The sequence below is a fragment of the Flavobacterium supellecticarium genome (genome assembly GCF_004801375.1).
Classification (GTDB): Bacteria; Bacteroidota; Bacteroidia; order Flavobacteriales; family Flavobacteriaceae; genus Flavobacterium; species Flavobacterium supellecticarium.
In genome coordinates this window covers 1-25,071 of the sequence record NZ_SSNZ01000002.1, presented here as the reverse complement: position 1 = coordinate 25,071, position 25,071 = coordinate 1, and the positions used below count along the sequence as shown (strand labels likewise).

At 38.5% G+C, this 25,071-nt stretch carries 25 protein-coding genes and 3 tRNA genes; 9 read left to right on the top strand and 19 right to left on the bottom strand.

Annotated features, from left to right (window positions below):
- Positions 1–4: 4 nt before the first annotated feature.
- The 3 genes from E6C50_RS04855 to E6C50_RS04845 form a co-directional block, all read right to left on the bottom strand.
- Entirely contained in the window at positions 5–2,569 is a 2,565-nt protein-coding gene (locus E6C50_RS04855) for a ligand-binding sensor domain-containing protein (protein WP_136402097.1), read from the bottom strand.
- 70 nt (positions 2,570–2,639) lie between these two features.
- Positions 2,640–3,854 carry a BaiN/RdsA family NAD(P)/FAD-dependent oxidoreductase gene (locus tag E6C50_RS04850; protein ID WP_136402096.1) on the bottom strand — a complete coding sequence of 405 codons (1,215 nt, stop codon included), beginning with the start codon at positions 3,852–3,854 and terminating at the stop codon, positions 2,640–2,642.
- Positions 3,851–4,531: a glycerophosphodiester phosphodiesterase gene (locus tag E6C50_RS04845; RefSeq protein ID WP_136402095.1), complete on the bottom strand. Its 681-nt coding sequence runs from the start codon at positions 4,529–4,531 to the stop codon at positions 3,851–3,853. Before E6C50_RS04845 ends, E6C50_RS04850 begins: the two co-directional genes overlap by 4 nt.
- Before the next feature lie 92 nt (positions 4,532–4,623).
- Here E6C50_RS04845 and E6C50_RS04840 point away from each other — a divergent pair, with 92 nt between their 5' ends.
- Positions 4,624–5,061, top strand: coding sequence for a hypothetical protein (locus E6C50_RS04840; RefSeq protein ID WP_136402094.1), 438 nt, complete (start codon positions 4,624–4,626; stop codon positions 5,059–5,061).
- 148 nt (positions 5,062–5,209) lie between these two features.
- Here the strand turns inward: E6C50_RS04840 and E6C50_RS04835 are convergent.
- Positions 5,210–5,290: transfer RNA gene (locus E6C50_RS04835), tRNA-Leu, on the bottom strand.
- Between the two features lie 139 nt (positions 5,291–5,429).
- Here E6C50_RS04835 and E6C50_RS04830 point away from each other — a divergent pair.
- From E6C50_RS04830 to E6C50_RS04820, 3 genes are all read left to right on the top strand, one after another.
- Positions 5,430–6,818, top strand: a complete 1,389-nt coding sequence (locus E6C50_RS04830; protein WP_136402093.1) for a dipeptidase — start codon at positions 5,430–5,432, stop codon at positions 6,816–6,818.
- A 20-nt stretch (positions 6,819–6,838) separates the two neighbouring features.
- Entirely contained in the window at positions 6,839–7,387 is a 549-nt protein-coding gene (locus tag E6C50_RS04825; protein WP_168732747.1) for a class I SAM-dependent methyltransferase, read from the top strand.
- A gap of 124 nt (positions 7,388–7,511) precedes the next feature.
- Positions 7,512–8,612 (top strand): DUF4407 domain-containing protein, encoded by a 1,101-nt coding sequence (locus E6C50_RS04820; protein WP_136402092.1) that lies wholly within the window; start codon positions 7,512–7,514, stop codon positions 8,610–8,612.
- Between the two features lie 35 nt (positions 8,613–8,647).
- Here E6C50_RS04820 and E6C50_RS04815 read toward each other — a convergent pair whose 3' ends face one another.
- The 7 genes from E6C50_RS04815 to ruvC all read right to left on the bottom strand — a co-directional run bounded on the left by E6C50_RS04815 (position 8,648) and on the right by ruvC (position 13,173).
- The gene (locus tag E6C50_RS04815) at positions 8,648–9,079 is read right to left on the bottom strand and encodes a 3-hydroxyacyl-ACP dehydratase FabZ family protein (protein WP_136402091.1); all 432 of its coding nucleotides are present in this window, start codon (positions 9,077–9,079) and stop codon (positions 8,648–8,650) included.
- A 12-nt stretch (positions 9,080–9,091) separates the two neighbouring features.
- Positions 9,092–9,814, bottom strand: a complete 723-nt coding sequence (locus E6C50_RS04810) for a PH domain-containing protein (protein ID WP_136402090.1) — start codon at positions 9,812–9,814, stop codon at positions 9,092–9,094.
- 81 nt (positions 9,815–9,895) lie between these two features.
- A complete protein-coding gene (locus E6C50_RS04805; RefSeq protein ID WP_136402089.1) occupies positions 9,896–10,267 on the bottom strand; it encodes an MmcQ/YjbR family DNA-binding protein in 372 nt (123 codons plus the stop codon).
- A gap of 1 nt (position 10,268) precedes the next feature.
- Entirely contained in the window at positions 10,269–10,631 is a 363-nt protein-coding gene (locus tag E6C50_RS04800) for a DUF4260 domain-containing protein (protein ID WP_136402088.1), read from the bottom strand.
- Positions 10,628–11,395, bottom strand: a complete 768-nt coding sequence (locus E6C50_RS04795; RefSeq protein ID WP_136402899.1) for a cyclase family protein — start codon at positions 11,393–11,395, stop codon at positions 10,628–10,630. Before E6C50_RS04795 ends, E6C50_RS04800 begins: the two co-directional genes overlap by 4 nt.
- A gap of 87 nt (positions 11,396–11,482) precedes the next feature.
- Complete coding sequence (gene hemW, locus E6C50_RS04790) at positions 11,483–12,610, bottom strand: radical SAM family heme chaperone HemW (protein ID WP_136402087.1); 1,128 nt, start codon at positions 12,608–12,610, stop codon at positions 11,483–11,485.
- Between the two features lie 8 nt (positions 12,611–12,618).
- Positions 12,619–13,173: a crossover junction endodeoxyribonuclease RuvC gene (gene ruvC / locus E6C50_RS04785; protein WP_136402086.1), complete on the bottom strand. Its 555-nt coding sequence runs from the start codon at positions 13,171–13,173 to the stop codon at positions 12,619–12,621.
- Positions 13,174–13,196: 23 nt separating this feature from the next.
- Here ruvC and E6C50_RS04780 point away from each other — a divergent pair, with 23 nt between their 5' ends.
- Together E6C50_RS04780 and E6C50_RS04775 are read left to right on the top strand one after the other, a co-directional pair.
- Positions 13,197–14,141: a lysylphosphatidylglycerol synthase domain-containing protein gene (locus tag E6C50_RS04780; protein WP_136402898.1), complete on the top strand. Its 945-nt coding sequence runs from the start codon at positions 13,197–13,199 to the stop codon at positions 14,139–14,141.
- Positions 14,129–15,271 (top strand): glycosyltransferase family 2 protein, encoded by a 1,143-nt coding sequence (locus E6C50_RS04775; protein WP_136402085.1) that lies wholly within the window; start codon positions 14,129–14,131, stop codon positions 15,269–15,271. Before E6C50_RS04780 ends, E6C50_RS04775 begins: the two co-directional genes overlap by 13 nt.
- Here E6C50_RS04775 and E6C50_RS04770 read toward each other — a convergent pair.
- Entirely contained in the window at positions 15,249–15,731 is a 483-nt protein-coding gene (locus tag E6C50_RS04770) for a hypothetical protein (RefSeq protein WP_136402084.1), read from the bottom strand. The two genes, E6C50_RS04775 and E6C50_RS04770, sit on opposite strands and share 23 nt — an antisense overlap.
- 93 nt (positions 15,732–15,824) lie before the next feature.
- Here E6C50_RS04770 and E6C50_RS04765 point away from each other — a divergent pair, with 93 nt between their 5' ends.
- Positions 15,825–16,337, top strand: a complete 513-nt coding sequence (locus E6C50_RS04765) for a DUF456 domain-containing protein (RefSeq protein WP_136402083.1) — start codon at positions 15,825–15,827, stop codon at positions 16,335–16,337.
- Between the two features lie 31 nt (positions 16,338–16,368).
- Here the strand turns inward: E6C50_RS04765 and E6C50_RS04760 are convergent, their stop codons facing one another.
- From E6C50_RS04760 to E6C50_RS04750, 3 genes are all read right to left on the bottom strand, one after another.
- Complete coding sequence (locus E6C50_RS04760) at positions 16,369–17,793, bottom strand: T9SS type A sorting domain-containing protein (protein ID WP_168732746.1); 1,425 nt, start codon at positions 17,791–17,793, stop codon at positions 16,369–16,371.
- A gap of 131 nt (positions 17,794–17,924) precedes the next feature.
- The gene (locus E6C50_RS04755; protein WP_136402081.1) at positions 17,925–19,388 is read right to left on the bottom strand and encodes a sigma factor-like helix-turn-helix DNA-binding protein; all 1,464 of its coding nucleotides are present in this window, start codon (positions 19,386–19,388) and stop codon (positions 17,925–17,927) included.
- Positions 19,389–19,399: 11 nt separating this feature from the next.
- Entirely contained in the window at positions 19,400–20,866 is a 1,467-nt protein-coding gene (locus tag E6C50_RS04750; protein WP_136402080.1) for a tetratricopeptide repeat protein, read from the bottom strand.
- A gap of 1,074 nt (positions 20,867–21,940) precedes the next feature.
- Here E6C50_RS04750 and E6C50_RS04740 point away from each other — a divergent pair.
- Complete coding sequence (locus E6C50_RS04740) at positions 21,941–22,657, top strand: LexA family transcriptional regulator (protein ID WP_136402078.1); 717 nt, start codon at positions 21,941–21,943, stop codon at positions 22,655–22,657.
- 121 nt (positions 22,658–22,778) lie between these two features.
- Here the strand turns inward: E6C50_RS04740 and E6C50_RS18070 are convergent, their stop codons facing one another.
- The 4 genes from E6C50_RS18070 to E6C50_RS04720 all read right to left on the bottom strand — a co-directional run bounded on the left by E6C50_RS18070 (position 22,779) and on the right by E6C50_RS04720 (position 24,517).
- Positions 22,779–23,018, bottom strand: a complete 240-nt coding sequence (locus tag E6C50_RS18070; protein ID WP_168732745.1) for a GIY-YIG nuclease family protein — start codon at positions 23,016–23,018, stop codon at positions 22,779–22,781.
- Positions 23,019–23,068: 50 nt separating this feature from the next.
- Positions 23,069–23,145 (bottom strand) — tRNA-Asp (locus E6C50_RS04730).
- 283 nt (positions 23,146–23,428) lie between these two features.
- A tRNA-Asp gene (locus E6C50_RS04725) sits at positions 23,429–23,505 on the bottom strand.
- A gap of 85 nt (positions 23,506–23,590) precedes the next feature.
- Positions 23,591–24,517, bottom strand: a complete 927-nt coding sequence (locus E6C50_RS04720; RefSeq protein WP_136402077.1) for a DUF58 domain-containing protein — start codon at positions 24,515–24,517, stop codon at positions 23,591–23,593.
- Between the two features lie 364 nt (positions 24,518–24,881).
- Here E6C50_RS04720 and E6C50_RS04715 point away from each other — a divergent pair.
- Positions 24,882–25,071 (top strand): hypothetical protein (locus tag E6C50_RS04715; protein ID WP_136402076.1); only part of this gene is annotated, 190 nt, incomplete at its 3' end.

Genomic DNA, 25,071 nt, shown 5'->3' with positions numbered 1-25,071 from the left:
CTTTTTAAAAAACGATTTTATCCAGTTCTTCGAGATAAGTTTCGCCTACCGGGATTTCCTGTTTTTTGATCAATACCATTTTTTTGGTTTTTTGTTCCACTTTGTCAATTCGGATGATATAGGAACGATGTACCCGTAAAAATTCCAACGGATCAGGCACTTTACTAATAAAGTCCCCTATTTTACATCGCATGACGTATACTTTTTCCTCTGTAACAATATCCATATAGTTTCCGGAGGATTTGACATATAAAATGGTATTGGTTGGTATCCGTATTTCCTTGCCTTGTTCTTTAAACACAAAATACTTTTCTTTCTTTTTGATCTTCCGAACCCATAATCGCAATAGTTCCCGGATAATGTCTTTATTATAGGTTAATACCCGAATCCTGAAAAACAGATAGATCAATGCTGTTACCCCTGCTATTACTATAATAATAAACCACCAGGTTATCCAGAAAGGATTGCGAATTGTTATGGGCAAACGAATCATCTCATCCGAAAAAAGACGGTTGTCTTCCAAAACCTGTACCTGTAATTCATAATGCCCCGGCGGAATAAATTCGTAGGCAATTTTGCGATCACTGGTATAATTCCAATTCTCATGCAGTCCTTTTAATTTGTAACGATATACTTGTTCTTTTCTGCCATAGGCCACCGATTCTACCCCAAAATTGAGCTGATTTCTATCGTACGACAACGATAGCTGTTTTGCCGGTTCCTCCAAAATCGTGTTATTAATCGCTATGGAGCTTAATCGCAGAAAGTATTTCCTTTTGTTAAAGATGGTTTCAAAGTTATTTTTCGCGATGCTACACAAACCATTAGCGGTAGCTACATATATAGTGTCTTTTACAATTTCCACATCCCGGATCTGGTTTTCCGACAAACCATCGGATGTTGTAATATAGTGCACTTTAAATGTACCATCTTTATTAAATGTAATCCTGTTGAGTCCATAGTTGGTACAAGCCCAAATGGTGTTTTTATCTTCTATATATACCTCTGTCACCAAATCATCCGACAATCCCTTTGATTTGTCAATACTCATTGTCTTACCCGTATGCGGATTGTAAACCACCACTCCGCCTCCCAAACTGGCGAGATAAAAAACCTTCCGTTCCGGTTCATAATCCATGTCATCAAATCGGTAATTAAGTAGCCGATTATTGATTGTCACATATTTTTTCCCACCCTTACTCACTTTAATGCCTTTCATCCAAGCAGCATAATAGTTTCCGTCATGCTCCGAAACATCATGTATCCGAAACAGTAAAGTGTCTGTTTTACGAACCTGTACATCTTCTATTACATTCAGGAGACCAAAGCGCGAGATAATCGGTACCGGTGTATCATCCGATGCTTTTAAAACACCACCGGTACAAATCATTTTTTTCCCCGTATCAGTATAAAGCATTTCATCGACCATATAATAGGTGCATTTTTCGGCTTTATAATATTGTACAATTGCCGGTTTATTTGTCAACCCGCGGTGTAACAATACCAGTGCTCCTTTTATATTTCTTTTATAGACATCACCATTATAGCAACCTATAAACAATTCTCCTTCTTCATTACGCGTTAACGAATGTATATAGGTTCCTTTTAGTATGTTTTTATTTATTTTTACTTCCTGCTCATAAAAAACACCCCCATCAACCGTTGAAAACCATCGTGAATTAAAATTATCTTTAAAAACTCTTGAGACGGAATGTCCATTAAGCCCTCTTTTTACAACGGCTCCGTTTGTATCATATACAACTATTCCTTTCCCTCTGTAACTGATCCAGAAATGATCCGCGTCATATTCGCCACTTTCCAATGGTTCGGAATTCTTACCTGAAATCAGAAATGGCTTTTTATTTTTTGGGTAAATCCAAACCGATCTTTCCGAATATACGACCTTAATACCTTTAAAACTAAAAAATCGTTTGATGGATTCTTTTATCCCGGCGTACGGTGGAAATACTGATTTTTGTTTTGAAAAATATTCGATCCCTTGTTTTTTATTAATTGCCTTATAATGAAAATACCGCGGCTTTTCCGTTGGAAGTTTGATTTCTGAGATATACGTAAGAGTGCCTTTTGCATCGATTTTAAGATAAAAACCGGAAGCCATAAAAAAATGCAAAGCATTTTGAGCATCAACAGCTAAAGAAATGATTAAAGATCCAGGTAGCTTTTTTTCTTTAAAGAAATTTTCGATAACGTTGTTGTATCGGTATGGTATAAATTTTTCGGATCCATTTTCAAAATAAAACAGTTTACCGTTAAAGGTGGTACACCATATCTGATCATTTTCCTGCGGAAAGAAATCGAAGACCGTAATATCGGTTAATCCGTCTTTGAGTTCGAACTTTTTAAATTGGGTTCCGTTATAATTTGCAAGACCTCTATCGGTTGCAAACCACATGACACCATTTTTGTCCTGAAAAATATCGTAGACCTCATTACTGGGCAGTCCATTTTTCTGTTTATAGTTTTTTAAAGTGACATTTTGCGCCATTACAATACTGTAAGGCAATAGAAATACTAGCAGGATTAACCTGCAAATGGGTTTTAGGGGCATAAATTTTTATTCTAACACATCTTATGTGTTAAAAATAAAAATAATTCTCACAATTTTAATTATGAAAATGTCAATTTGAGAAGTTTTTAGCCACAAGAAACCCACCTGTCCATGCATTTTGAAAATTAAAACCTCCGGTAATCGCATCTATATTCAGAATTTCTCCCGCAAAATACAAATCGGATAAGATTTTACTCTCCATCGTTTTAAAATTAATCTCTTTTAAATCGATTCCTCCAGCGGTTACAAATTCTTCTTTAAAGGTGCTTTTCCCATTTACATGATACTGCCCGTTTACCAATTGTCCGGTAAGATTATCCAGTTGCTTACGAGACAAATCGGCCCATTTGGTTGCTTCCGTAATTCCGGAAGCAAGCACCAGACTTTCCCATAAACGGTTCGGAAAATCAAATGGTGATTTTTTTGTAATTATCTTTTTAGCGTGTTCAATTTTGAGTTCACGAAGTAGTTCGGCTGTTTCTTCAAAATCGAGATCATTTAACCAGTTTACCTGTAGTACAAACTGGTAATTTTTAGCAAATAATTCGCGGGCGCCCCAAGCCGAAAGTCGTAAGATTCCGGGACCACTCATTCCCCAATGTGTAATCAATAACGGACCGGAAGCCTGTAACCTACTGCCTTTTACTTTTACAGAGGCCAAAGCCGAAACACCCATCAAATCTTTAATTCTGGGATCCTTAATATTAAAGGTAAAAAGAGACGGTACTGGTGGTACAATGGAATGCCCTAAGGTTTCCAGCATGTCCCACATTTTCGGATTGCTCCCCGTTGCCATTACAATTTTTGACGCTTTAAACGTGTCCCGTGTCGTTTCGACTTTCCAATAGTCTTCACCACGAAAAAGGGATTGTACACTTTGTCCGGTCAGCACATCAATCCCCCATTTTTTCACAGCTTGTTGAAAACAATCGATTATGGTTTGCGAACTATCGGTTACCGGAAACATTCTTCCATCGTCTTCAATTTTCAGCTCCACACCATGGCGTTCGAACCATTCGATTGTATCGCCCGAACAAAACTGATGAAAAGGTCCTTTTAATTCTTTTTCGCCTCTTGGATAAAATTTAACCAGCTCATTCGGAATAAAACAGGCGTGCGTTACATTACACCGCCCGCCACCGGAAACACGCACTTTGGAAAGCACTTCTTTGCCACGTTCGAGAATGGCAATTTTTAGTTTCGAATTGTTTTCGGCGATGTTGATAGCCGTAAAAAAACCGGCAGCTCCACCACCTATAATGATAACATCGTAGTTTGCGTTCATAATCTGTTTGGAAAATCGGAAATAATACCTTCTACTCCTAATGCTTTTACACGTCGGATATCGTCTTCTTCATTAACTGTCCAGGTAAAAATTGCATATCCTTTTGCTTGTGCTTCCTTACAGTTGTCTTCGGTTAGCAATGAAAAATGCGGGTGAATCGCCTGGGCTGATAATTGATCAGCCCAATGGATCGCTTGTTCTACACTGGCCTGCGTGAGTACTCCGATTGGAATTTCAGGGTTTATTTTTTTAATTCTTTTTAATTCTTCTTTCTGGAAACTGGAAACTACAAAATCGGCATACTCCCAGCCTTTTTCATTAACATATCGCTCAATTAGTCCAGCGACAGGTTCTGCTGTTCCGTGTCCTTTTAATTCCACATTAACCCAACATTTTCCAGCTACTAAATCCAATACTTCTTCCAATAAAGGAATCGTGTACAATGCTTCAATCCTGAACTTTTTTAATTCTGAAAGGGATAACTGATGTACTTCTCCGAAACCGTTTGTTGTTCTGTCGACCGTAAAATCATGGATTACCACAATTTCTCCGGTAGCACAAACATGTACATCCAATTCGATTGCATTGGCACCCAAATCCAGTGCTTTACTAAACGATTCCAACGTGTTTTCCGCCAGAAAACCTTTAGCGCCTCTATGCCCAATTTTATGAATCATTTCCGGTTCCGATTAGATTTAATCCTGCAAAGATATAATAGAATTGCCTTTTAACCCGTTACTTTTATAGTATGAACCTTTGATTTGATTTTATGAGAACGATTGCCCTATTTCTTTTTACGTTATTATTTACGATGTGCAGCACTTCTAATGTGCAGTATCGCGACGATTTCCGATCGGTTTCCGAGAGTCAGAAAAAGCAATTTCTGTCCGATATGAATGCCAATGGCGACAACTTTTCGGTTCTTATTCTTACCAAAGGTTTTAAAGGTGAACTGGTTACTATCTCGAACGAGAAAAAGACGCTATATAAAGGAACCACCATCACCAATCTGGGAAATGGAATCGCACATTCGTTGCGAATCGACAATACACTTCCAACAACAATTAACGATAAAATAAGCAATAAAGAAGTGATAATTGAACCAAAAAAAGCACAACAGTACAAATTTATTTATGTGATGAAGGACAATGCGGAAACCAAAAATCCGTATAAAATTACCTATAGTAATACGTTACGACCGATGTAAAGGATTACAGCTATTTATCACAACTCGAAACGGAACCAAATAAAAGCAAGGCAAAAAAAACTAAAACACACATTTTCAACAGAAATCACCTGTCAAGTCGTTAGTTTTTTTGCATAAAAAAAGCCTCTGATTTCTCAGAGGCTTTTTGTGCGGGTGATAGGACTCGAACCTACACACCGAAGGCACCAGATCCTAAGTCTGGCGTGTCTACCAATTTCACCACACCCGCAGGACAACTTCGTAAAGCGCGATTGCTTTGTTATTGTGGGTGCAAATATACGCATTACTTCTTACCATCCAAGAAAAAAATGAAAAAAATTTTGATAGTTTTTTTTGTACATTTGGCTTTCATCATATTAGCATTATAAATGGATACTATTAAACAATACGTTCAGGAAAATAAAGAACGTTTTATAAACGAATTAGTTGACTTATTAAAAATCCCTTCCGTAAGTGCCGACAGTGCTTACTCCCAAGATGTTATCGATACTGCCAATGCCGTTAAAGCAAGTCTTGAAAAAGCCGGATGCGATTTTGTAGAGCTTTGCGAAACGCCGGGCTACCCTATTGTATACGGTGAAAAAATCATCGATCCGAAATTACCTACCGTTTTAGTATACGGTCATTATGACGTACAACCGGCCGATCCGATCGAATTATGGACCTCTCCTCCGTTCGAACCGGTGATCAAAACAACCGAATTACATCCCGATGGTGCTATTTTTGCCCGCGGTGCCTGCGACGACAAAGGTCAGATGTACATGCACGTAAAAGCATTGGAGTATATGGTCCAAACCAATACACTTCCGTGTAACGTTAAATTCATGATCGAAGGTGAAGAAGAAGTAGGTTCTGCCAGCTTAGGATGGTTTGTTGAACGCAACCAGGAAAAACTGGCTAACGACGTAATTCTGATTTCCGATACGGGAATGATTTCCAATACGCAGCCTTCCATCACAACCGGTCTTAGAGGTTTGAGTTATGTGGAAGTGGAAGTAACCGGACCAAACCGCGATTTACATTCCGGATTATACGGTGGAGCCGTAGCCAATCCGATTAATATACTGGCCAAAATGATTGCTTCATTGCACGATGAAAACAATCATATTACCATTCCGGGATTCTATGATAAAGTACAGGAACTTTCAACAGAAGAAAGAGCCGAAATGGCAAAAGCACCTTTCTCTTTGGAGAATTATAAAAAAGCCCTGAATATTGACGATGTATACGGAGAAACCGGTTATGTGACCAACGAAAGAAATTCCATCCGTCCAACATTGGATGTAAACGGAATCTGGGGCGGTTATACCGGTGAAGGCGCTAAAACCGTTATCGCCAGCAAGGCACATGCCAAAATATCGATGCGTTTGGTTCCGAATCAGGATTGGAAAGAAATTACCGAATTATTCCAGAAACATTTCGAAAGCATCGCTCCTAAAGCCGTTAAAGTGGTTGTAAAACCACACCACGGCGGACAAGGTTATGTAACTCCGATCGACAGTATTGGCTATCAGGCGGCTGCCAAAGCGTATAACGATACCTTTGGTGTACAACCGATTCCGGTACGTTCCGGCGGAAGTATTCCAATCGTAGCTTTATTCGAAAAAGAATTGAAAAGCAAAACCATTTTAATGGGATTCGGATTGGATAGCGATGCCATCCATTCACCAAACGAGCATTTCGGTGTATTTAATTACCTGAAAGGAATCGAAACCATTCCATTATTCTACAAATATTTTACCGAACTGAGTAAATAGAGTATTTACAACATAGTACTTTGGACAAAAAATTTATATCCGAAGTCCTGAAATCAGGAGGAACTATTGGTGCTTTGTCACCGAGTTCCTCCTTTTTGGCTAAAAAAATGCTACAGCCAATCCGATTTAAAACCGCGCGTTGTATCGTAGAGTATGGTCCGGGCACCGGTATTTTCACCTTAAAACTATTGGAAAGACTACATCCGGAAGGAAAATTACTCGTTTTTGAAGTCAACAAAGAGTTTTACGAAGCTTTAAAACAAATCAACGATCCCCGTCTGATTGTAATCAACGACAGTGCCGAAAAAATTGAATCGTATTTGCGTCACTATCATTGTTCGCATGCCGATTTTATCGTATCGTCGCTCCCGCTTACCGTATTACCGGAAAATATGGTTCATAATATATTGATCAACTCAAAATATTGTCTTTCCGAAACCGGTGCTTTTATACAGTTTCAATATTCGCTAAAATTGCGTTCGAAGCTAAAATCTGTTTTCTCAAAAGTAAAAATCCGCTTTACTTTTTTCAACATTCCACCTGCTTTTGTTTTTATCTGCCGTAAATAATCGGTAGTCTTTCGGACTCTTTGCAGTGTCACTTTCGCCTTTAATCCAAAATATATCAAGCTTTTACACTATACTATCTTTTTTGGCGTTACATTTGCATTATCATCAATCAAAATCATCAATCATGTTAAAACGTTTTTTTATGCTGTGCTCCGGCGCAGACAAAAACCTCATCGACTCCTGTAGTAACGGGGAACAAAACAAATACGCCGGGATCGGAGCTACCGTATTTTTTACAGCCGTTATGGCTTTTATCGCGAGTGCTTACGCCCTTTATACCGTTTTCGACAATGTGTATACAGCCGTTTTCTTCGGTATCGTCTGGGGCTTACTTATTTTTAATCTGGATCGTTTTATTGTTTCTACCATTCGGAAACGCGACCGCTTCTGGAGCGAATTCCTACAAGCAACGCCACGGATTATTCTGGCAATGATCATCGCTATTGTTATCTCCAAACCACTTGAGATTAAAATATTCGAAAAGGAAATCAATACCGTGTTGCTTAAAGAGAAAAACGCCATGGCATTGGCCAACAAAAAGGAGGTTTCCAATTATTTCCAAACGGATCTGGCCAAAAATAAAGCCGAAATTGACGGTCTGAAAGCGGATATTCTTAAAAAAGAAAAAGAGGTTAACGATCTTTATACAACCTATATCACCGAAGCCGAAGGAACCAAAGGAACCCTAAAGCTAGGCAAAGGTCCGGTTTATAAAGAAAAACGTGATAAACACGATGCGGCTTTAAAGGAATTGGATACGTTGCGGAAAGTAAATCTGGCCAGGATCACCGAAAAAGAGGCCAAAGCAAAGACTTTACAGGCCGAGCTGGATAAAAAAGTGAGCAATACCCAACCGGTAATCGACGGTTTCGATGGTTTAATGGCACGTATCAATGCGCTAAACAAACTACCAAGTCTGCCTTCGATTTTTATTATGCTGTTGTTTTTAGCGATCGAAACCTCACCCATTATTGCAAAGTTATTGGCCGCTAAAAGCGAATACGATTTTAAACTGGAAGATTCCGAAATGGCACTTAAAACATTGTTGGAACAAAACAACTACCAACGGGAATTGCAACGCACTACCGATGCCGGTATTTATGACGATGTGTATGCCGAAATACGACAGGATCGCGAACTCTACGAATACAAAAAGAAAAAGGCGATCGAATTGCTGGAAATGCAGGCCGACAATTTTTCGGAAAAACAGAAAAAAGCACTCTAATATAAAAGCTCCGTTAGTAACGGAGCTTTTATATTTTATTGAGCCGAATCAATCCGGATGGACATCCAGGAGGCTTCTACTACTTTGACATCACCAACATAAGCGCTTCCGGATTGTTTGATGATTTTTTCGCTCATCCGTTGTATCGCAATTTCGTATCGCACCTGTTCGTCATAGGTTACAGCTTTAAAGAATTGGGCACTTTCGATCTGTGCGAGGGCAAAAACGCCTTTTGAAACACCTAATAACCGTACGCCGGCACCTCCACATTGTGCCATCGATTCGATCAGTATTGTTCCCGGTACAAACTCGATCTCGGGAAAACTACCTTTTATAAATACATCCGTATCTTTTTTAAAAGTATACACCCCAATGATTTCTTTTTCGCTTACCGAAAGAATTTCATCTACAAACAGAAACGGAGCCCGATGTGGAATCAGTGCTTCTACGTCTTTACCTTTTTCCATACTATATTCTTTTTACATATAGGTTAAAATCTCTTTTTTCAGGGTATCGTATTCTCCCTGAAGAATCAGTCCGTTGTCCAATAGTTTTTTATAGTTCTGAAGCTTTTCAAAAAGCTCTTCTTTGGTCAGCTCGCTTAATTTTTTCTCTCCGGTTGAAACGGGAGCCGCAGCCGGAATTGGCGTTTCGACAACCGGTTCCTGATAACTAACCGGAGTAGCCGGCAATATTTCGGCGAAACTGGTTACTTCTTCGGTTTCCACTTCTTCCACTTCTTCTTCAAATGGTTCTGCAACCGGTGTTGGTTCCGTCGCGGGTGCCGCTTGCACCGGATTTACCGGTTCTTTTAAGGCGTCCATCTGTTCTTTTGCAAACGTATATAATTTTCGCGCCTGTGTTTTTGGAATATAATCAATCGAGATCGTCAGGTCACTTTTGGTCGAAAAGGAGAATTCAGAACCTAAAATATTTTCTTTTACAAAGGCTCCGGCAATATCATCCCAATTATAATCTACAAAATCCATTGATAGTCCCAGGTTTTTCGGACGACACATAATAATACGTTTGTTCGTCAGTACAATACTGTCCGGAAATACGGTGATCGCCGGTTTTTTTTGTACACCGATATAGCCTACCTCTTCATTTCGCATCAGCAAATCCTGTAATTTGGATGTAATTTTCTCAATGGCTTTCGGATCCTGGTCTTCGTTTAAAAACTTTTTAATTTGATCTTTCATATTGTTATCCTTTCAGCATAATGCTGTTTTATTTGATTTCATTTTTCGGAATGCAAAATTGCAAAGTCCTTTTGAATTTTTCTAATTTTCGGACTGATTAATTTCACTTTGTATTTTCTTTGTCAGGCTGTTAAAGATCAAATCATACGAATGCGCGATCAGTTCTCTGACAAATTTATCCGGTAATTCACCGTTTACCGTAACGGTATTCCAATGTATTTTACTCATATGATATCCCGGTTTAATATCGTCATATTGTCCCCGCAATTCTTGTGCCCTTTCCGGGTCACATTTTAAATTTATTGACGGACTCCCGTTTTCCCATTCTTTTAAGGACGAAAGGGCAAACATTTTTCCGCCTACTTTAAACACCAGCGTATCCTCATCGAAAGGAAAATGCTCGGTTACCCCTTTTTTAGACAAACAATACTCATAATACGCCTGTATATCCATTTTATTGTGTTTTATGTTTTCCTATTATTCCCAAATGTGTTTTCGAAAAGCCTTCGATATACTTTAATCCATAGCCAAAAACCCGATCCATACTGGAATGACAAAACAAAATAATTCCAGCCAGTTCCAGATTTTTATTTACCGTATAAATTCCGATAAAATAGACGATAATGGCTACTGCTTTATGATGTGCAAAATTATAACTCCAGGCACCGATTTTATTTCCAAACAGATACCCCAACATCGATACATCGGGTACTAACAATAATAATGGAAACCACCACCAGGCGAAATCCAGTTGTAAAAACAGGATTAATCCTGCTAAAAACAGGGCTGCTTCTTCTAATTGGAGTATTTTTTTCATGGTATGGTATAAAGTATTGGTTTACTTGGTGACGCATCGTTCTCAAAAGAGGCGATTTGCATGTTGAGAAGATAACTTCCATCTGGAATGGTATCTTTTACAAAGATCATTTCTGTAATCGTCGCGTTGGTTCGGGCATCCGCATTCAGTGTAGTAACATCTGTCACATTCCAGAAGGCTTTGTGCGCTAATAGTTTCCCTTCATCATGTTCTTTGTCGACACTTGGCAAATCAATCAATAAATGTTCGATTCCTATTTCGCGAATAAAAGTAGCTGCCGCTTCGTCCAGATAGGGCGGATTCGTATTCGAATAGTTACGGGATTTTTTTTCGGCGGCATTCGGAAGGGTACGGATTACAATAGCTTCCGGCTTTTTATCGGCCAATGCCGTCACAATTTGCGTTTTTGTAATTACCCGGTCCTCTCCTTGTTGTTCCGGTTGAATGGAAACCAATTCGGCGATAAAGAAAAATTGTTGTAATGATTCATTAATACTGTAAAAATCGCGGGTAATATGCCCCAGACATTCGGTATGCGTACCATGTCCATGCGGATTAAAAAAGATATTATTGAAATTGGTCGATGATTTTCCTTCGCTTACTTTTCCGATCCAATCGCCAAAACGTACCGGTTCGATAACCGGTTTTTCGATATACCAGGCAATCGGATTCTGGTCGGTATTGGTTAACGGTATTGAAATGTCGATAGGTTGTGCTAAATTGACTTCAAAATCCTGGTTTTTATGATGGATGATGGCTTTCATGGTTCTGATTAAGGTCATTTATATCATCAAATATAAACCTTTTCCCTTAGGATTTGACTTCCGGGCAATCCTTTTTAAACCGGATTTTTAATCCACAAAAAATAAGTCGCTTGCAATACCATCACTAAAGAATTTTCCTTCGCGGGTTGTTCGCAAGATGTTGTTTTTCAGTTCCAGTTTTCCGCTATCCCGATATTGCTGTGCTTCCTGTAAAAGATAGTCTTTATAAACCGGGCCAAATTCGGCTTCAATACGATCAATCGATACACCCCAGATGGTTCGCAATCCGGTCATCACATATTCGTTATACCTGTCGGTTGGTGTTAATGCTTCGATTTCCAACGGCAGTTTATCTTCTGCGATGGTTTTAATATATACCGTATTGTTCGCAATATTCCAACTGCGATGGATCCCATCATAACTATGTGCCGAAGGACCAATTCCCAGGTATTTTTTACCCAGCCAGTAGGCCGAATTATTTCGCGAAAAGTAGTTTTCCTTTCCAAAATTGGACAATTCGTAATGCACAAATCCATTTGCTTCCAAATGATCAACCAACAATAAAAACTGCTCGTGTGCCACGGCATCATCCGGTTGTGGTATAATCCCTTTTTTGATAAATTGTTGTAAAGCGGTTTTAGGCTCGACCGTTAGTGCATAACTCGAAATATGCGAAATCCCTAAATCCAACGCCTGTTGAATGTTTTCAAGCCAACGCTGATTGTCCATTCCCGGTGTTCCGTAAATCAGATCTATTGAAATATTGTCGAAATAGTGTGTCGCAATCTGAAGACATTTTAAGGCTTCGGTTGCATTATGCGCACGATTCATCAATTTCAGATCCTGTTCAAAAAACGATTGGATTCCGATACTCAAACGGTTGATTCCGTTTTCCGACAAAGCCATAATCCGTTCTTCCGATAAATCGTCAGGATTGGCTTCTACCGTAATTTCAGGGTTATCCGCCACGGTAAAAATTTTGTAGATCGTATCAATTATTAGGCGGATATCGGTTATTGGCAAAATACTTGGTGTTCCACCGCCAAAGTAAATCGTTTCCACCGTTTCATTACCCAATTCTTTTTGACGGAGTTGCAGTTCGCGAACCAATGCCGCAATCATTTCATCCTTTTTCTTTAAAGAAGTCGAAAAATGAAAATCGCAGTAGTGACACGCCTGCTTGCAAAATGGTATATGGATATAAATTCCTGCCAAAACGAATGTTATTTTTTTACGCGATCTTCATTTTGTTTTACAAAAGCATCCCAACCGGAATAACTCTTACCAACGGTCACTTTTCCGGAATTAAAAAAATGACAAACGGCAGCCGCCAAACCGTCGGTACTATCCAGGTTTTTCGGCAGTTCTTTCAATCCTAATAGTTGCTGTAGCATTTTAGCCACCTGTTCCTTACTCGCATTTCCGTTTCCGGTTATCGCCATTTTGATTTTTTTCGGTTCGTATTCGGTGATTGGAATCTGACGCGACAAACCTGCCGCCATTGCCACTCCCTGCGCTCGCCCAAGTTTTAACATCGATTGGACATTTTTTCCAAAAAACGGTGCCTCAATTGCGATTTCGTCCGGATGATGGGTTTCGATCAGCTCGATGGTACGCTCAAAAATGATTCGCAGTTTAGTATAATGATCATCATATTTGGACAATTGCAATTCGTTTAATTGCAGAAATTCCATTTTTTTATTGATGACCTTTATCAAACCGAATCCCATGATTGTGGTACCGGGATCAATTCCTAATATGATGCGTTCGTTTGCCAATTTTAATTTGTTATTTTGTAGCGATGATTTCTGTATCCCACAAAGCTAAACAATTCCTCGTTCTTGTAGTCAAACTTTTGATTGTAGGCGCTGCTTTTTATTTTATTTACAAGCAATTAATGCAAAATGACCAACTCGATTGGGAAAAATTCATCACTTTAATACAAAGTAAGCAGACTTTTGGCAGTATTGCCTTAATCTTGTTACTAACGTTTTTGAATCGTTTTCTTGAGATTTTAAAGTGGCAAAATCTGGTTTCGGTAATCCGGCCGGTTTCCGTTGGCGAAGCGTCAAAACAGGTTCTGGGCGCCTTAACAGCTGCGATTTTTACACCAAACGGGATTGGAGAATATGCCGGAAAGGCCTTGTTTTTTGAAAAATCACAGACTAAAAAAATTGTGTTTCTAAATCTGATCTGTAACGGGATTCAGATGGTTTTAACTGTGCTTTTCGGACTTTTCGGATTGCTGTATTTTAATGCCTCTTTTCAGGTCATCACCACGCAAACCGTACTAATATTGTTCGGTTCCCTACTTGTCTTACTTGTGGTTCTTTTTCTGGCAAAACGCATCACCATCAAAGGCTATTCTATTGAAAAACTGATCCATAAAATAAACGAAATCCCAAAATCCATACATCGAAAAAATATAGTGCTGGCGATTGGCCGTTATCTGTTTTTTTCACACCAATATTATATCCTTTTTCTTGTATTTGATGTTGATCTGCCCTATACTTTACTGATGGCTACTATAACCAGTGTGTATTTTCTGGCGTCGTCGCTTCCAACGTTCCAGTTTCTGGATTTTGCGGTAAAAGGTAGTGTGGCGTTGTATTTTTTTGGTTTGTTGGGTGTGAACGAATGGATTGTGGTTTTTATTAGTACCTTGATGTGGTTTTTAAACGTGGTGCTTCCGGTTATAATCGGTAGTTATTTTGTTTTAAATTTTAAATCCCAATGGAAATCCTAATTCTCTTTTTTTGCCTGATTTTTATCGATTATGCGCTTTTTATCGGCTTACTTATCTACGGATCTGCAAAAGTAAAATCCTTTGATAGTAGCCCGAAAACAGCACAAACTTCTTTTTCGATTGTCGTTCCTTTCCGGAATGAAGCTGCGAATTTATCGGACTTATTAGCGTCATTTGCCGCATTGGATTATCCGAAAGAATTGTTTGAGATTATTTTTGTAGACGATGCCTCCGAAGATGAATCGGTACGTTTGATCAATACCTGGCGAATGGAATATACCGCTTTTCATGTGACGATATTAGACAATGTACGCATCACAAATGCTCCGAAAAAAGATGCGATTACCCGCGCGGTTTCCATTTCAAAAAAAGATTGGATTGTGACCACCGATGCAGATTGCAGTGTTCCTACTCAATGGTTGTTAACTTTGGACAACTGCATTCAGCTACAAAAGCCCGGAATGATCGCCGGAGCAGTTAAGCTACGAAAAGATCCCGGATGGTTGTCCCATTTCCAACAGATGGATATACTGAGTTTACAGGGCGCTACTTTGGGCAGTTTCGGACTTAACGAAGCCTTTATGTGTAATGGCGCCAATCTGGCTTATCATCGTCGGCTATTTTCCGAACTGGATGGCTTTAACGGAAACACCACTATTGCCAGCGGAGATGACGTTTTTTTACTACAAAAAGCCATTGCGCACGATCCGGAGCGGGTATTTTATTTGAAAACCAAAGCGGCTATCGTTCAAACGAAACCGTTAAAAAGCTGGAAAGCGGTTTTTCTACAACATGTGCGTTGGGCATCTAAATCCGGAGCCTATCAATCGGATTTTTCAAAAGGACTGGCGATTGTTGTTTTCCTAGCCAATTGCTGTTTGTTAGCGCTAGTAGCACTTGCCATTACAGCACAAATAAGCTGGTTATTGCTATTGGTTTTTACGCTTCTAAAATTTACAGTCGACTGGATCTTGATGTGGCAAACGAACCGTTTACTTGATATGAAGATGAGCTCAGTATTGATCAGTAGTATTATCTATCCGTTTTTTTCGGTTGCTGTTGCCTTGTTTTCCCTTAATGGTTCCTATTCATGGAAAGGGAGACGGTTTACTTCTCTACGTTCAAAATAACCGGAAGTATAAATTGTGTTTTCACCGGAACGCCTCTTTTAATGGCCGGATTGATCTTTGGAAAATCGACCAGACGGTTGTGTAGAATACTGTCTATTTTTACTTTATCATAGGCCACACTGTCTTTCGGAAACTGTGGTTCAAATTTGATTGTTGCGTCCGGGAATACGGTTACTTTTACTGAGATTGTATCGATTTCGGGATATAAAATCGCCAGTGTATCGATGTTAAGTTTTTCCTGGATGGTTTGCGTTAGGTATTCGAAAAAACATTGGCGCCGCTGGGTTTCATCGGAAATCGCTTCACAGGCATCGATGGTCGGGAAAGCATCCACTTTTTTCCAGTCGATCTTTTTGAGTTCTTTTTGTAGCAGATCGTCTTCCGATTGTACTTTTTTGTCAGAAAACTGACAGGAAGTGATCGCAACAAATAGCAAGAATAAGAGCCCGTGTTTTTTCATTTTTTTGTTTCTTAAAACCGGTTTATAAATCCCGTTGTTCTTTCTTACAATGATAAATCGTAACTTTAAGTCGTCAAAAGTACTAAAAAAATTATGGAATACTTCTTACTAATAACGGGTTTCATCTGTATGCTGGTTGGGATATTGGGCAGTTTTCTTCCTGTTTTGCCCGGACCACCGATTAGTTGGGTTGGATTGCTATTGCTTTACCTCACCCAAGGCATTCCATTTAGCTATTGGATTTTAGGCATAACACTATTTGTCGCGATTGCAGTCGCCATACTGGATTATGTCATTCCGGCCAAAGGAACCAAAAAATTTGGCGGTAGCCAATATGGTGTTTGGGGAACCAATATCGGGTTAATCATCGGACTTATCGCTCCTATTCCGCTGGGTTTTATTATCGGACCTTTTGTGGGTGCCCTGGTTGGCGAATTAATTTATGACGCCAAAGACCACAAGCGAGCGGTTAAAGCCGCCACCGGTTCTTTTATCGGTTTTCTGGCTTCCACTTTTATAAAGTTTGTGGTTTGCATGGTTTACCTTGGTCTTTTTCTGGCCAAAGTATGGGATTATCGCCATATCTGGTTTCAAATTTACTACTAAACCTGGCAGGCCTTTGAGACCTGACAGATTTTTAATATTTGGCTATTTTCTGTCTTAAAATTCCTTTGTCCGTATAAATTACCGCCATATATAATGCCGTAGGTAGTTTTTCAACCGATAGGGTTTGTCCGGATTGTTGTTGAACAACCAACTTACCCAGGTTATCGTATACTTCGATTTTCTCCACCATTGTTCCAACCGGGATTTCTACGTTTATCGAATGATGCGTCGGATTGGGATAAAGTTTAACAGTCGCCATCTGTGGATTGGCAACCGATAACATATTGGTCTGGTTGATGTACAACTTTGTCAGGGTTCCCAATGGCGAATTCTGACCGGCAATTACCAAATCCATATCCGCATCATTATCGACGTCGGCAAAGGCAAAAGCACTATTATTCATTCCGATAAAAGGCATATCCGTAGCCATTGTAAACTCGGCATTTCCGTTATTGATATATAAATCGGCTCGCATATTTGGGTTTCTGTAACCGGTGATCAATACATCTTTTAAGCCGTCGTTATTCACTTCGGCAAACTTCACATCGCCATATTGTGCTCCGATAAAAGGTGTATTTGCTTTTAAAGTAAAGTTTCCGCTTCCGTCGTTTAAATATAATTTTGCGACTTTGGCATATAACGGATCTGCACCCATCATCATCAGATCCATATCCCCATCATTATCGACATCTTCAAAAACCGCACCTCCGGTAAAAATCGGTTCAATTCCGGGATTATTTACTTTGGTAAAAACACCCGATCCGTTGTTTTTATACAAAGCCATCCTGATCTGGTTGTCCGATCCATCCATTCCGGTTAAAAGCAAATCCGGATCACCGTCATTATCGATATCCGCCATTGCGATGGTAGCATATATCAGGTTAATTTTGGCCGGGATATTCGCATTAGCCAACGTAAAATTCCCGCTACCATCGTTAACATACAGATTTGTTGTCCCCGCTCCTCCTCCTTGTCCGGCCATAAGCAAATCGACATCACCGTCGTTATCAATATCCTGAAACAAAACTGCACTCTGACTTACGGCTTCCAAACCCGGATTTGCTATTTCTGAAAACAAGCCGGTTCCGTTGTTTCGGTACAATTTTACTCGGGTTCCGTAGTTTCCGGCCGGTGTCACCACTTCGGTTATTCCGGTAATGAGTAAATCCTGATCGCCATCGCCATCGATATCGGCAAAAGCGGCAGCACCTTCCCGGATAACCATTAAATCGGGATTATCGGATAACGAAAAATTTCCTTGTCCGTCATTCAGATATAAACTGGAACGCAATGCATAACCGCCATCGGCGCCACAAAGCAATAAATCCGCATTTCCATCACCATTTACGTCGGCAAAAGCGACCGAGCTATATTGTACATTGATCAGGTTCGGCATTTCCCGGATCGAAAATTCCTGCGCCTGTACTATACTGAAGGCAAGCACGAATATATTCAATATGTATTTTTTTATCATATTGCTACTTTATTTCTATTTTATATAAAAATAAAAAACATAAAAGCATAAAAATCAAAATAATACACATTTCAAACAATTATAACAAATTTACCTTTCTATAATAATTTTCATTATATCATTTCAAACCAATGTTGCTCTTCTTCGCTAAAAAACTCTTTAATTTTCTTTCGGATTCGATATATCCGTGCCTCCACAGACCGTACCGAAACATCGGTAATAATAGCAATTTCTTTTGTCGAAAATCCCAGTTTCCGCATGGCTCCTATTTTTAGCTCCTCTTCTTTTAACGATGGCTTTAGTTCCAGTAAACGTTCGTAAAACGGCATTTGTATGATGGCAAACTGTGGCAGAAATTGCGGATCGTTCTCGACTCCCAATTGTACAACTTTTTCGATTGTTATCTCATCAATATTTTGTACTTGCTTTAAAAAAGTTTCTTTACGCTTTAATTCTTGTTCCGTACGTTTCATTGCCAATTGCTCATCCTTCATTTTTTTACAATACCAAAATATGCGTCCCACCAAAAACAGAATAAAGAAGATTACAATACACAGACCTGTTACAGTTCCCATTCTACTTTTTTTAAATTGCTGTTCTGTATTTTTAACGACCATTTTTACCGGTATTTCACGAGCAGTTGTTTTGTTTTTTTCCAGATGATTGCTTATTTTATGACCTTCCAAAAAACATTGCACCGCTTTTTCTTCCTCTCCTGTTTTTTCATACAACATCGATAATCGGTGATAAATAAGCATCTGCAGCTCCTTTTTTTTTAATTGTTTTGCCAACAATAGTGTTTTTCCGTAATACGCAATTGCGATTTCACTATTCCCTTTGGCTGCTTCGAGTTTCGCTTTATTTCGGAAAATTTTCATTTTTACTTCGGTACCATCAGTCGATTCTCCCAGAGCTTCCGCTTTTTTAAGATACATCTCCGCCAGATCGTATTGTTGTTTTTCCATACATAGCATAGCCATTCCGGAGGCTACCAGCGATCGATCGACATTTTTGACCGGGCCGGTTTTCATTCTACTCAACATATTATCGCTGTTTTCATAATAAACCAACGCCGAATCCTGTTTTTCCATTCGCTCATAATAATGTGCCATATCGCTAAAAACTACTCCTTTTTCATGATACTGCTTATTTTGGTCCCGAATATCCAACGTAAATCGCATTGCTTTCTGCAACATTTTATACACCTGATATTCGACACCCAACAAACGATAACATTCTGCTTCCATCCGACAGGCCTCACACATTATTTCACTGTAATGCTGTCTGCTTGCAATAGCCTCGCTTTTGGCCGCATACTCCAAAGCGGTATCATACTGCTCCAATGACAACAAACCTTTTCCTGTTAACAGCAGGCTATTCGCCATTCCTTTTTTATAATTGATTTCCTTTGAATAATTATAACACTTAAAACTTGCTGGCAATACCTTGTCCGGTTCTTTACCTACCATCTGATCGATATCTTCTATCATTTGATCAATTTGCAACTCGGTATAGCGCTGTGCAAAAACAGAACCGGATAGCAGTATTATCGTACTGTATAAAAAAATCTTTTCCATTGTCCTCCCTTTTAAAATTCCTGAAACCACTCATAAATATTCTTATCCTTTGGAATATTAAATTTCTTCCGTAACCTGTATTTTCTGGATTCTACTGCCCGAATCGTACTTTTTGTATATTTGGCCATTTGTATCGTAGTATAATTTAACCTGATCAAGGCACAAAACTTCATATCATTGCCCGTTTCCGAATTATATACCAACAAACGGTCGTAAAAATCCGGATAGAGTTTTTTAAACTCGATCAGAAAGGCCGGATTCCCTTCTTTCACCAGTCGTCTCAGTGTTACTGTCGTGCCAACCTCGAGATTATTCTTCTTTTTTATCTGGTTCAGATTACTTTCGTTTTTTTGCAATCGCTCTTCTATTGCTATTTTCTCTTCCAGTAGTATTATAAATTTTTTGTGATCCCGGAACAATTTTGTAATACCCACCAGAATAAGGAGTATACAAATCAACAGTATCAAAAAATATACTACCGAACGTTCCCTTATTTCCTGTTGTTTTTCTTTTTCAAAAAAACGCAGAGCCGCACTGGCATCTTTTCGATACATTTGATGAAGACTATCGCTATACAATATGTATTGCTGCCGGTAATATCGGCAACTATCTGTTTTTTTTAAGTTCTGACAAACTCTAAACAGTTCATAATACAATTCTTTTTTACAGGTTATTTTACGTTCCCGCTTTACGATATCCAGTGCGTTCTGAAAATATTGTTTTGCCTCATCTATTTTTCCTTCCGTATTACTTTCTATCCCTTTGTTATAATAAAAGTCTGTTTTTCCTAAATTATTTTTCAGCTGACCTGAATACAATGCCGCTGTTTTTAAATACTGTCGTGCTTTAGCCGGATGTCGCTGTTTTCGGTAAAAAGATGCAATTTTCACCAATACCCAAAAAGTATATTGCGGTTTGAGCGGATCCGAATCTTTCATTTTCTGAAATAACTGTAAACCTTTCTGATAATATTCGATGGCTAGATGCGACGTAACATTACGTTCGGCATAATTAGTTCCCATATCTGTATATACAGCTCCCAGCAACGGTATGTTTTTGTCGCCTTTTAGTTTTAAAGCATAAGTCAACGCTTCCTGCAGTGTTTTATCGGCTTCTTCATAAAAACCCATCCGAATGAGGCTCCTGGCCTTAATTCGCTTTAATTTCACGCTGCTATCACCCTTCAGAAAAGGCTCTTTTTTTTCTGCTTTAGCAGCAAATAACAGGGCTTGGGCATCGTTTCCATTTCTGATATAATGCTCGCAAATCCACAATGTTCCCTTTAAAATCCCAGGATTATAAGCGGTTTGTTCGGCATAAGTAATTGCCTTTATAGCCGCGGTAAATGCCTGTGGCGATGCGATGGCATCCAAGCGTATTGCTTTTTGAAATAAACTATCGAATTCCACCTGTTTAGACTGACTATATACCAACGGCAAAATCCCTAGTAATCCTAAAAAGAAAAGGCTACATTTCATACAAGATCATTCCTAATTTTTTTTTATAACACATAACGATAACTTCGACAAATCGAAGTTATTTTGAAATTTATTGAGGGGAGGTGTTATTAAATCTAATTCCTTTTTTTAGGAAATACGGAGAAAATGTTCAATGCCATTATTTTGCTAGCAGGCCTTATGAATGTAAGCGTTATTCTCTATAGTTTCAGCCTACATTAAAAGACAAACATCCAACATTTCAAGCACAAAAATACAATTTTAAAACATATATGCAGTATACATGTTATTTTTTTACATTTAAACACAATAAAACAACATTTTGTTTTTTTAGCTGCATACTTTCCTAAATTAAAACCATAAGGGCACACTTTTACTGTGTTACAAAATATTTATCCTATATCACAGCGATTTTAAAATACGCTTTTGATTAGCTTTCTTCCAGCAGCTTGGTAATCGCTTTACTAAGATTATTATACTCTTTTCTCAATTGATCAGCTGTTAAGTTCTTTCGATCGCCTCGTAAACACTGACGAATATAATATCCCGTGAATCCATATTTCTGTGAAAGTCTGTTAATTACAAGAACATTATACTTGTTATACTTATTTTTCCCCATAACTTTGTATATTGATTTTTTGTTTTATTCAGAAATACTCATACACTAACTTCATTCTAAATATAGCAAAAATATTCTAACAAAAAAAGAACATTGTTTGAGAAAATCTTTTAATTGCGAAGTCAATACAGTATAATAAAGAGACAATCCGATATTACATCTTTTCTCTTCCGATCGCTATTAAACAAAATACCCGTTTACAACAGAAAAACCCTATCCGGAACAAAACTTCAATATATTCAATCACAAAACAATCCTATAATGTAATCATTATAACTACTTCAGTCATTTGGCATATGAGTTTCAAAAAAAGAAACCACAACAGCAGCCTTATGTAAAAATCAAACCACCGCAAATAATTTTATTTATTTTTTATAACTTTACATATCAACTCCTTAGTTTCAAATAAGGAAACTAAAACCCAAGTTACCCACTCCAAAAAGCTACAACCTAACACTAAACCTAATATTATACATATGAAGCCTATAGAACGTGTCAAAGAAATAATCCGATATTACGGTTTATCCATCAGTGCTTTTGAAAAGAAAATCCATATGTCCAACAACTCTATTCAGACTGCTATCAAACGAACTGCCAGTATGAAAGACGAGACTTTGATTCATATCCTGACGACTTTTCCCGATATTTCACCTGAATGGTTATTACTGGGTAACGGAAAAATGTTCCGAAAAGACAATGTATACAAGAACACTAATTCCAACTCTGCCGCAAACGAAAACCGTGATAATTATCCCAAAGTGGAAAACAATATCGATTTCGATTGTGTTTCCTTTAAAAACACTGCATTAATCCCATTGATCACCGAAACTGCTTTTTCCAAGATTAAATACAAAGCTCTTATCACCATTGATCACGTTCTTGAAAAATACCACGTCCCAACTTTTAAAGATGTCGACTTTCTGGTTAGCGTAAAAGGAAATTCCATGAATCCAAAATACAATAGCGGTGATCTGGTTGCCTGCAAAAGAGTCCCAATGGACAGTTTCCTGCAATGGAATCACATTTATATTATAAGTACAACACAAGGATTATTAATCAGGCGGGTTCTCGAAGGAAAAGATGAAGACCACATTTTGATCGTTTCCGAAAATCCGGAATTCCTACCTTTTCAATTACACAGGAAGGAAATAAATGCTATTGCCATCGCCACTGGTGTTATCCATACGGAGTAACAGTTGCAAAACATGAAACAATATCAAACAAAAAGCTTCCCGGTATGAGAAGCTTCTTTTTTTACTGGCGGTCTGGACTCGAACCCGTCTCGTCCCGAAGACGAGATGACTGGCATATCTCCTAACCCTCTAATAATTGTTTAATCGAAGAGCGATTCAATTTCTTTAGATGTTTCTCTTCTATCAAGGCTTCCTTTTTAGTTTCAAATACCTTACTATAAACCAATTTCCAATCGGATGCACGTGAAGTTAACTCACTACCTCCCTCTAAATGACACTTCAAACGTTCATCCGGATTCATCGTAAACCCTTTATAATAAACATCCAACTGAGCCGAATAAATGATAGAAACATAATACATCAAATAAAGATACAAAAAAAGCTTCCCGATATGAGAAGCTTCTTTTTTACTGGCGGTCTGGACGGGACTCGAACCCGCGACCCCATGCGTGACAGGCATGTATTCTAACCAACTGAACTACCAAACCAGTGCTTTATTGCGGTTGCAAATATAGAACGTTTTTAATGATTTGCAAACATTTTTTAAAGAAAAAATCATGTTTTTTATAACTCCCTGAACACCAGTATTTACAATAACTGAGACTTACAAAATCAAAAAAGCCCTCCCGAATCTGAGCACTCAGAAACATAGGAAAGCTTTTCATTGGTCTAACTACTAAACCTGGTACTTGCGTACCTAAACAACACAACTAATCTTAAATATTTTAAGAGGGCAAAAAAGCCTTTCTCTTCGAAAGGCTTCCTCTTTACTGGCGGTCTGGACGGGACTCGAACCCGCGACCCCATGCGTGACAGGCATGTATTCTAACCAACTGAACTACCAAACCAGTGCTTTATTGCGGTTGCAAATATACAACCCTTTTCCATTTCTCCAAACAAATTCTAAAAAAAATCAGAATTAATTTTAGATTACTACCCAAACTTTTGTTTTTCAACCAGGTAGGTAGTCATTATTTTTTCAAATTTTTCGTCAACCGAAATCGGAACATACTTAATTTTATACTGCGTACAGGTATTTGCTACTCTTGTAAAGTAATCCTGAACCAATTTTTCGTAATCATTTTTGACATTTTCGGCAAAAAGATTGATCTCTTCACCGGTTTCAAGATCAATAAATTTCCGTGGGGCATTGTCAAAATCGAATCGAAATTCTGTTTTTTTATCAATTATATGAAACAAGACCACTTTATGTTTATTGTGTTTTAGGTGCTGCAAGGCTTTAAACAGACGTTCGTCCTCTTCCCCCTGAAACATATCCGTGAATAAAATCACCATTGATCTTCTGTGAATCTTTTCCGCTATCTGATGTAAAAAGGTGATCGTATCGGTATTTTTTGACGATTTTGGCGCTTGTAAAACATTTTCCAGTACATTGAGCAACATCCGATGATGACGCTCACTACCTTTTTCGGGAGCATAGTATTCGTAGGTGTCCGAATAAACACTCAATCCCACGGCATCGCGTTGTTTTTTAAGCAGGTTCATCAATACCGCGGAGGCCAGTACCGAAAATCCGATTTTATTCTCGTAAAACAACTGCTCTTTCCCTAGTTCCGGGTAATGCATCGACGAGGAATTATCCAGAATCAGGTGACATCTCAGGTTGGTTTCTTCTTCAAAACGTTTGGTATACAAACGATCGGTTTTGGCAAATAACTTCCAATCGATATGTCGGGTACTTTCGCCGGGATTATAGACTTTATGCTCCGCAAATTCGGCCGAAAATCCGTGAAACGGGCTTTTATGCATACCCGAAATAAAGCCTTCCACGATCTGATTCGCCAAAAGTTCCAAATGCTGAAAGCTCGATATTTTTGCAATTTGATTGTCAATCTTCATACTTCCAAAGATAATGAGATAATTGAATGCTTTCGTATTTTAGAAAAGCTTCTTTTTAAAATAGGACACAAAATCAAACCCTTTTTACTTTTCACAGTCTTAAAAGACGTGTCGAACAACAAAAGACAAACAGTCACTTTAGCCCGAATATAAGTCAAACCCTGTTTTAACAGGTACATCTGTACTATCGCATACTTTTTAAAACAAATTTTTAATACTTTAATAATCCAATTATTTATCGTCATTCTATCAAAGACGGACATTTCGAGTCCGATTATAGAGCCGCTTGTTTTTACAGCAACTCTTCCCTAATTCCCCAAAGCACCGGAATAATTGTATCACTCCCCATAATTTGAAACCTATTATGATAAGAAGATTACTATTGCTATGGACGCTTATTTATGCTATTTTGGTATCGGCGCAACATTTTCACGATACACAGGGAAAACTGGAAATTTCCAATGCGGGACAAACCACCTATACCCTGCCTATTGCGCTGCCTCCCAGTTTGAAAAATACCAGTCCGCTTATCAATATCGTATATCAAAGTGGTC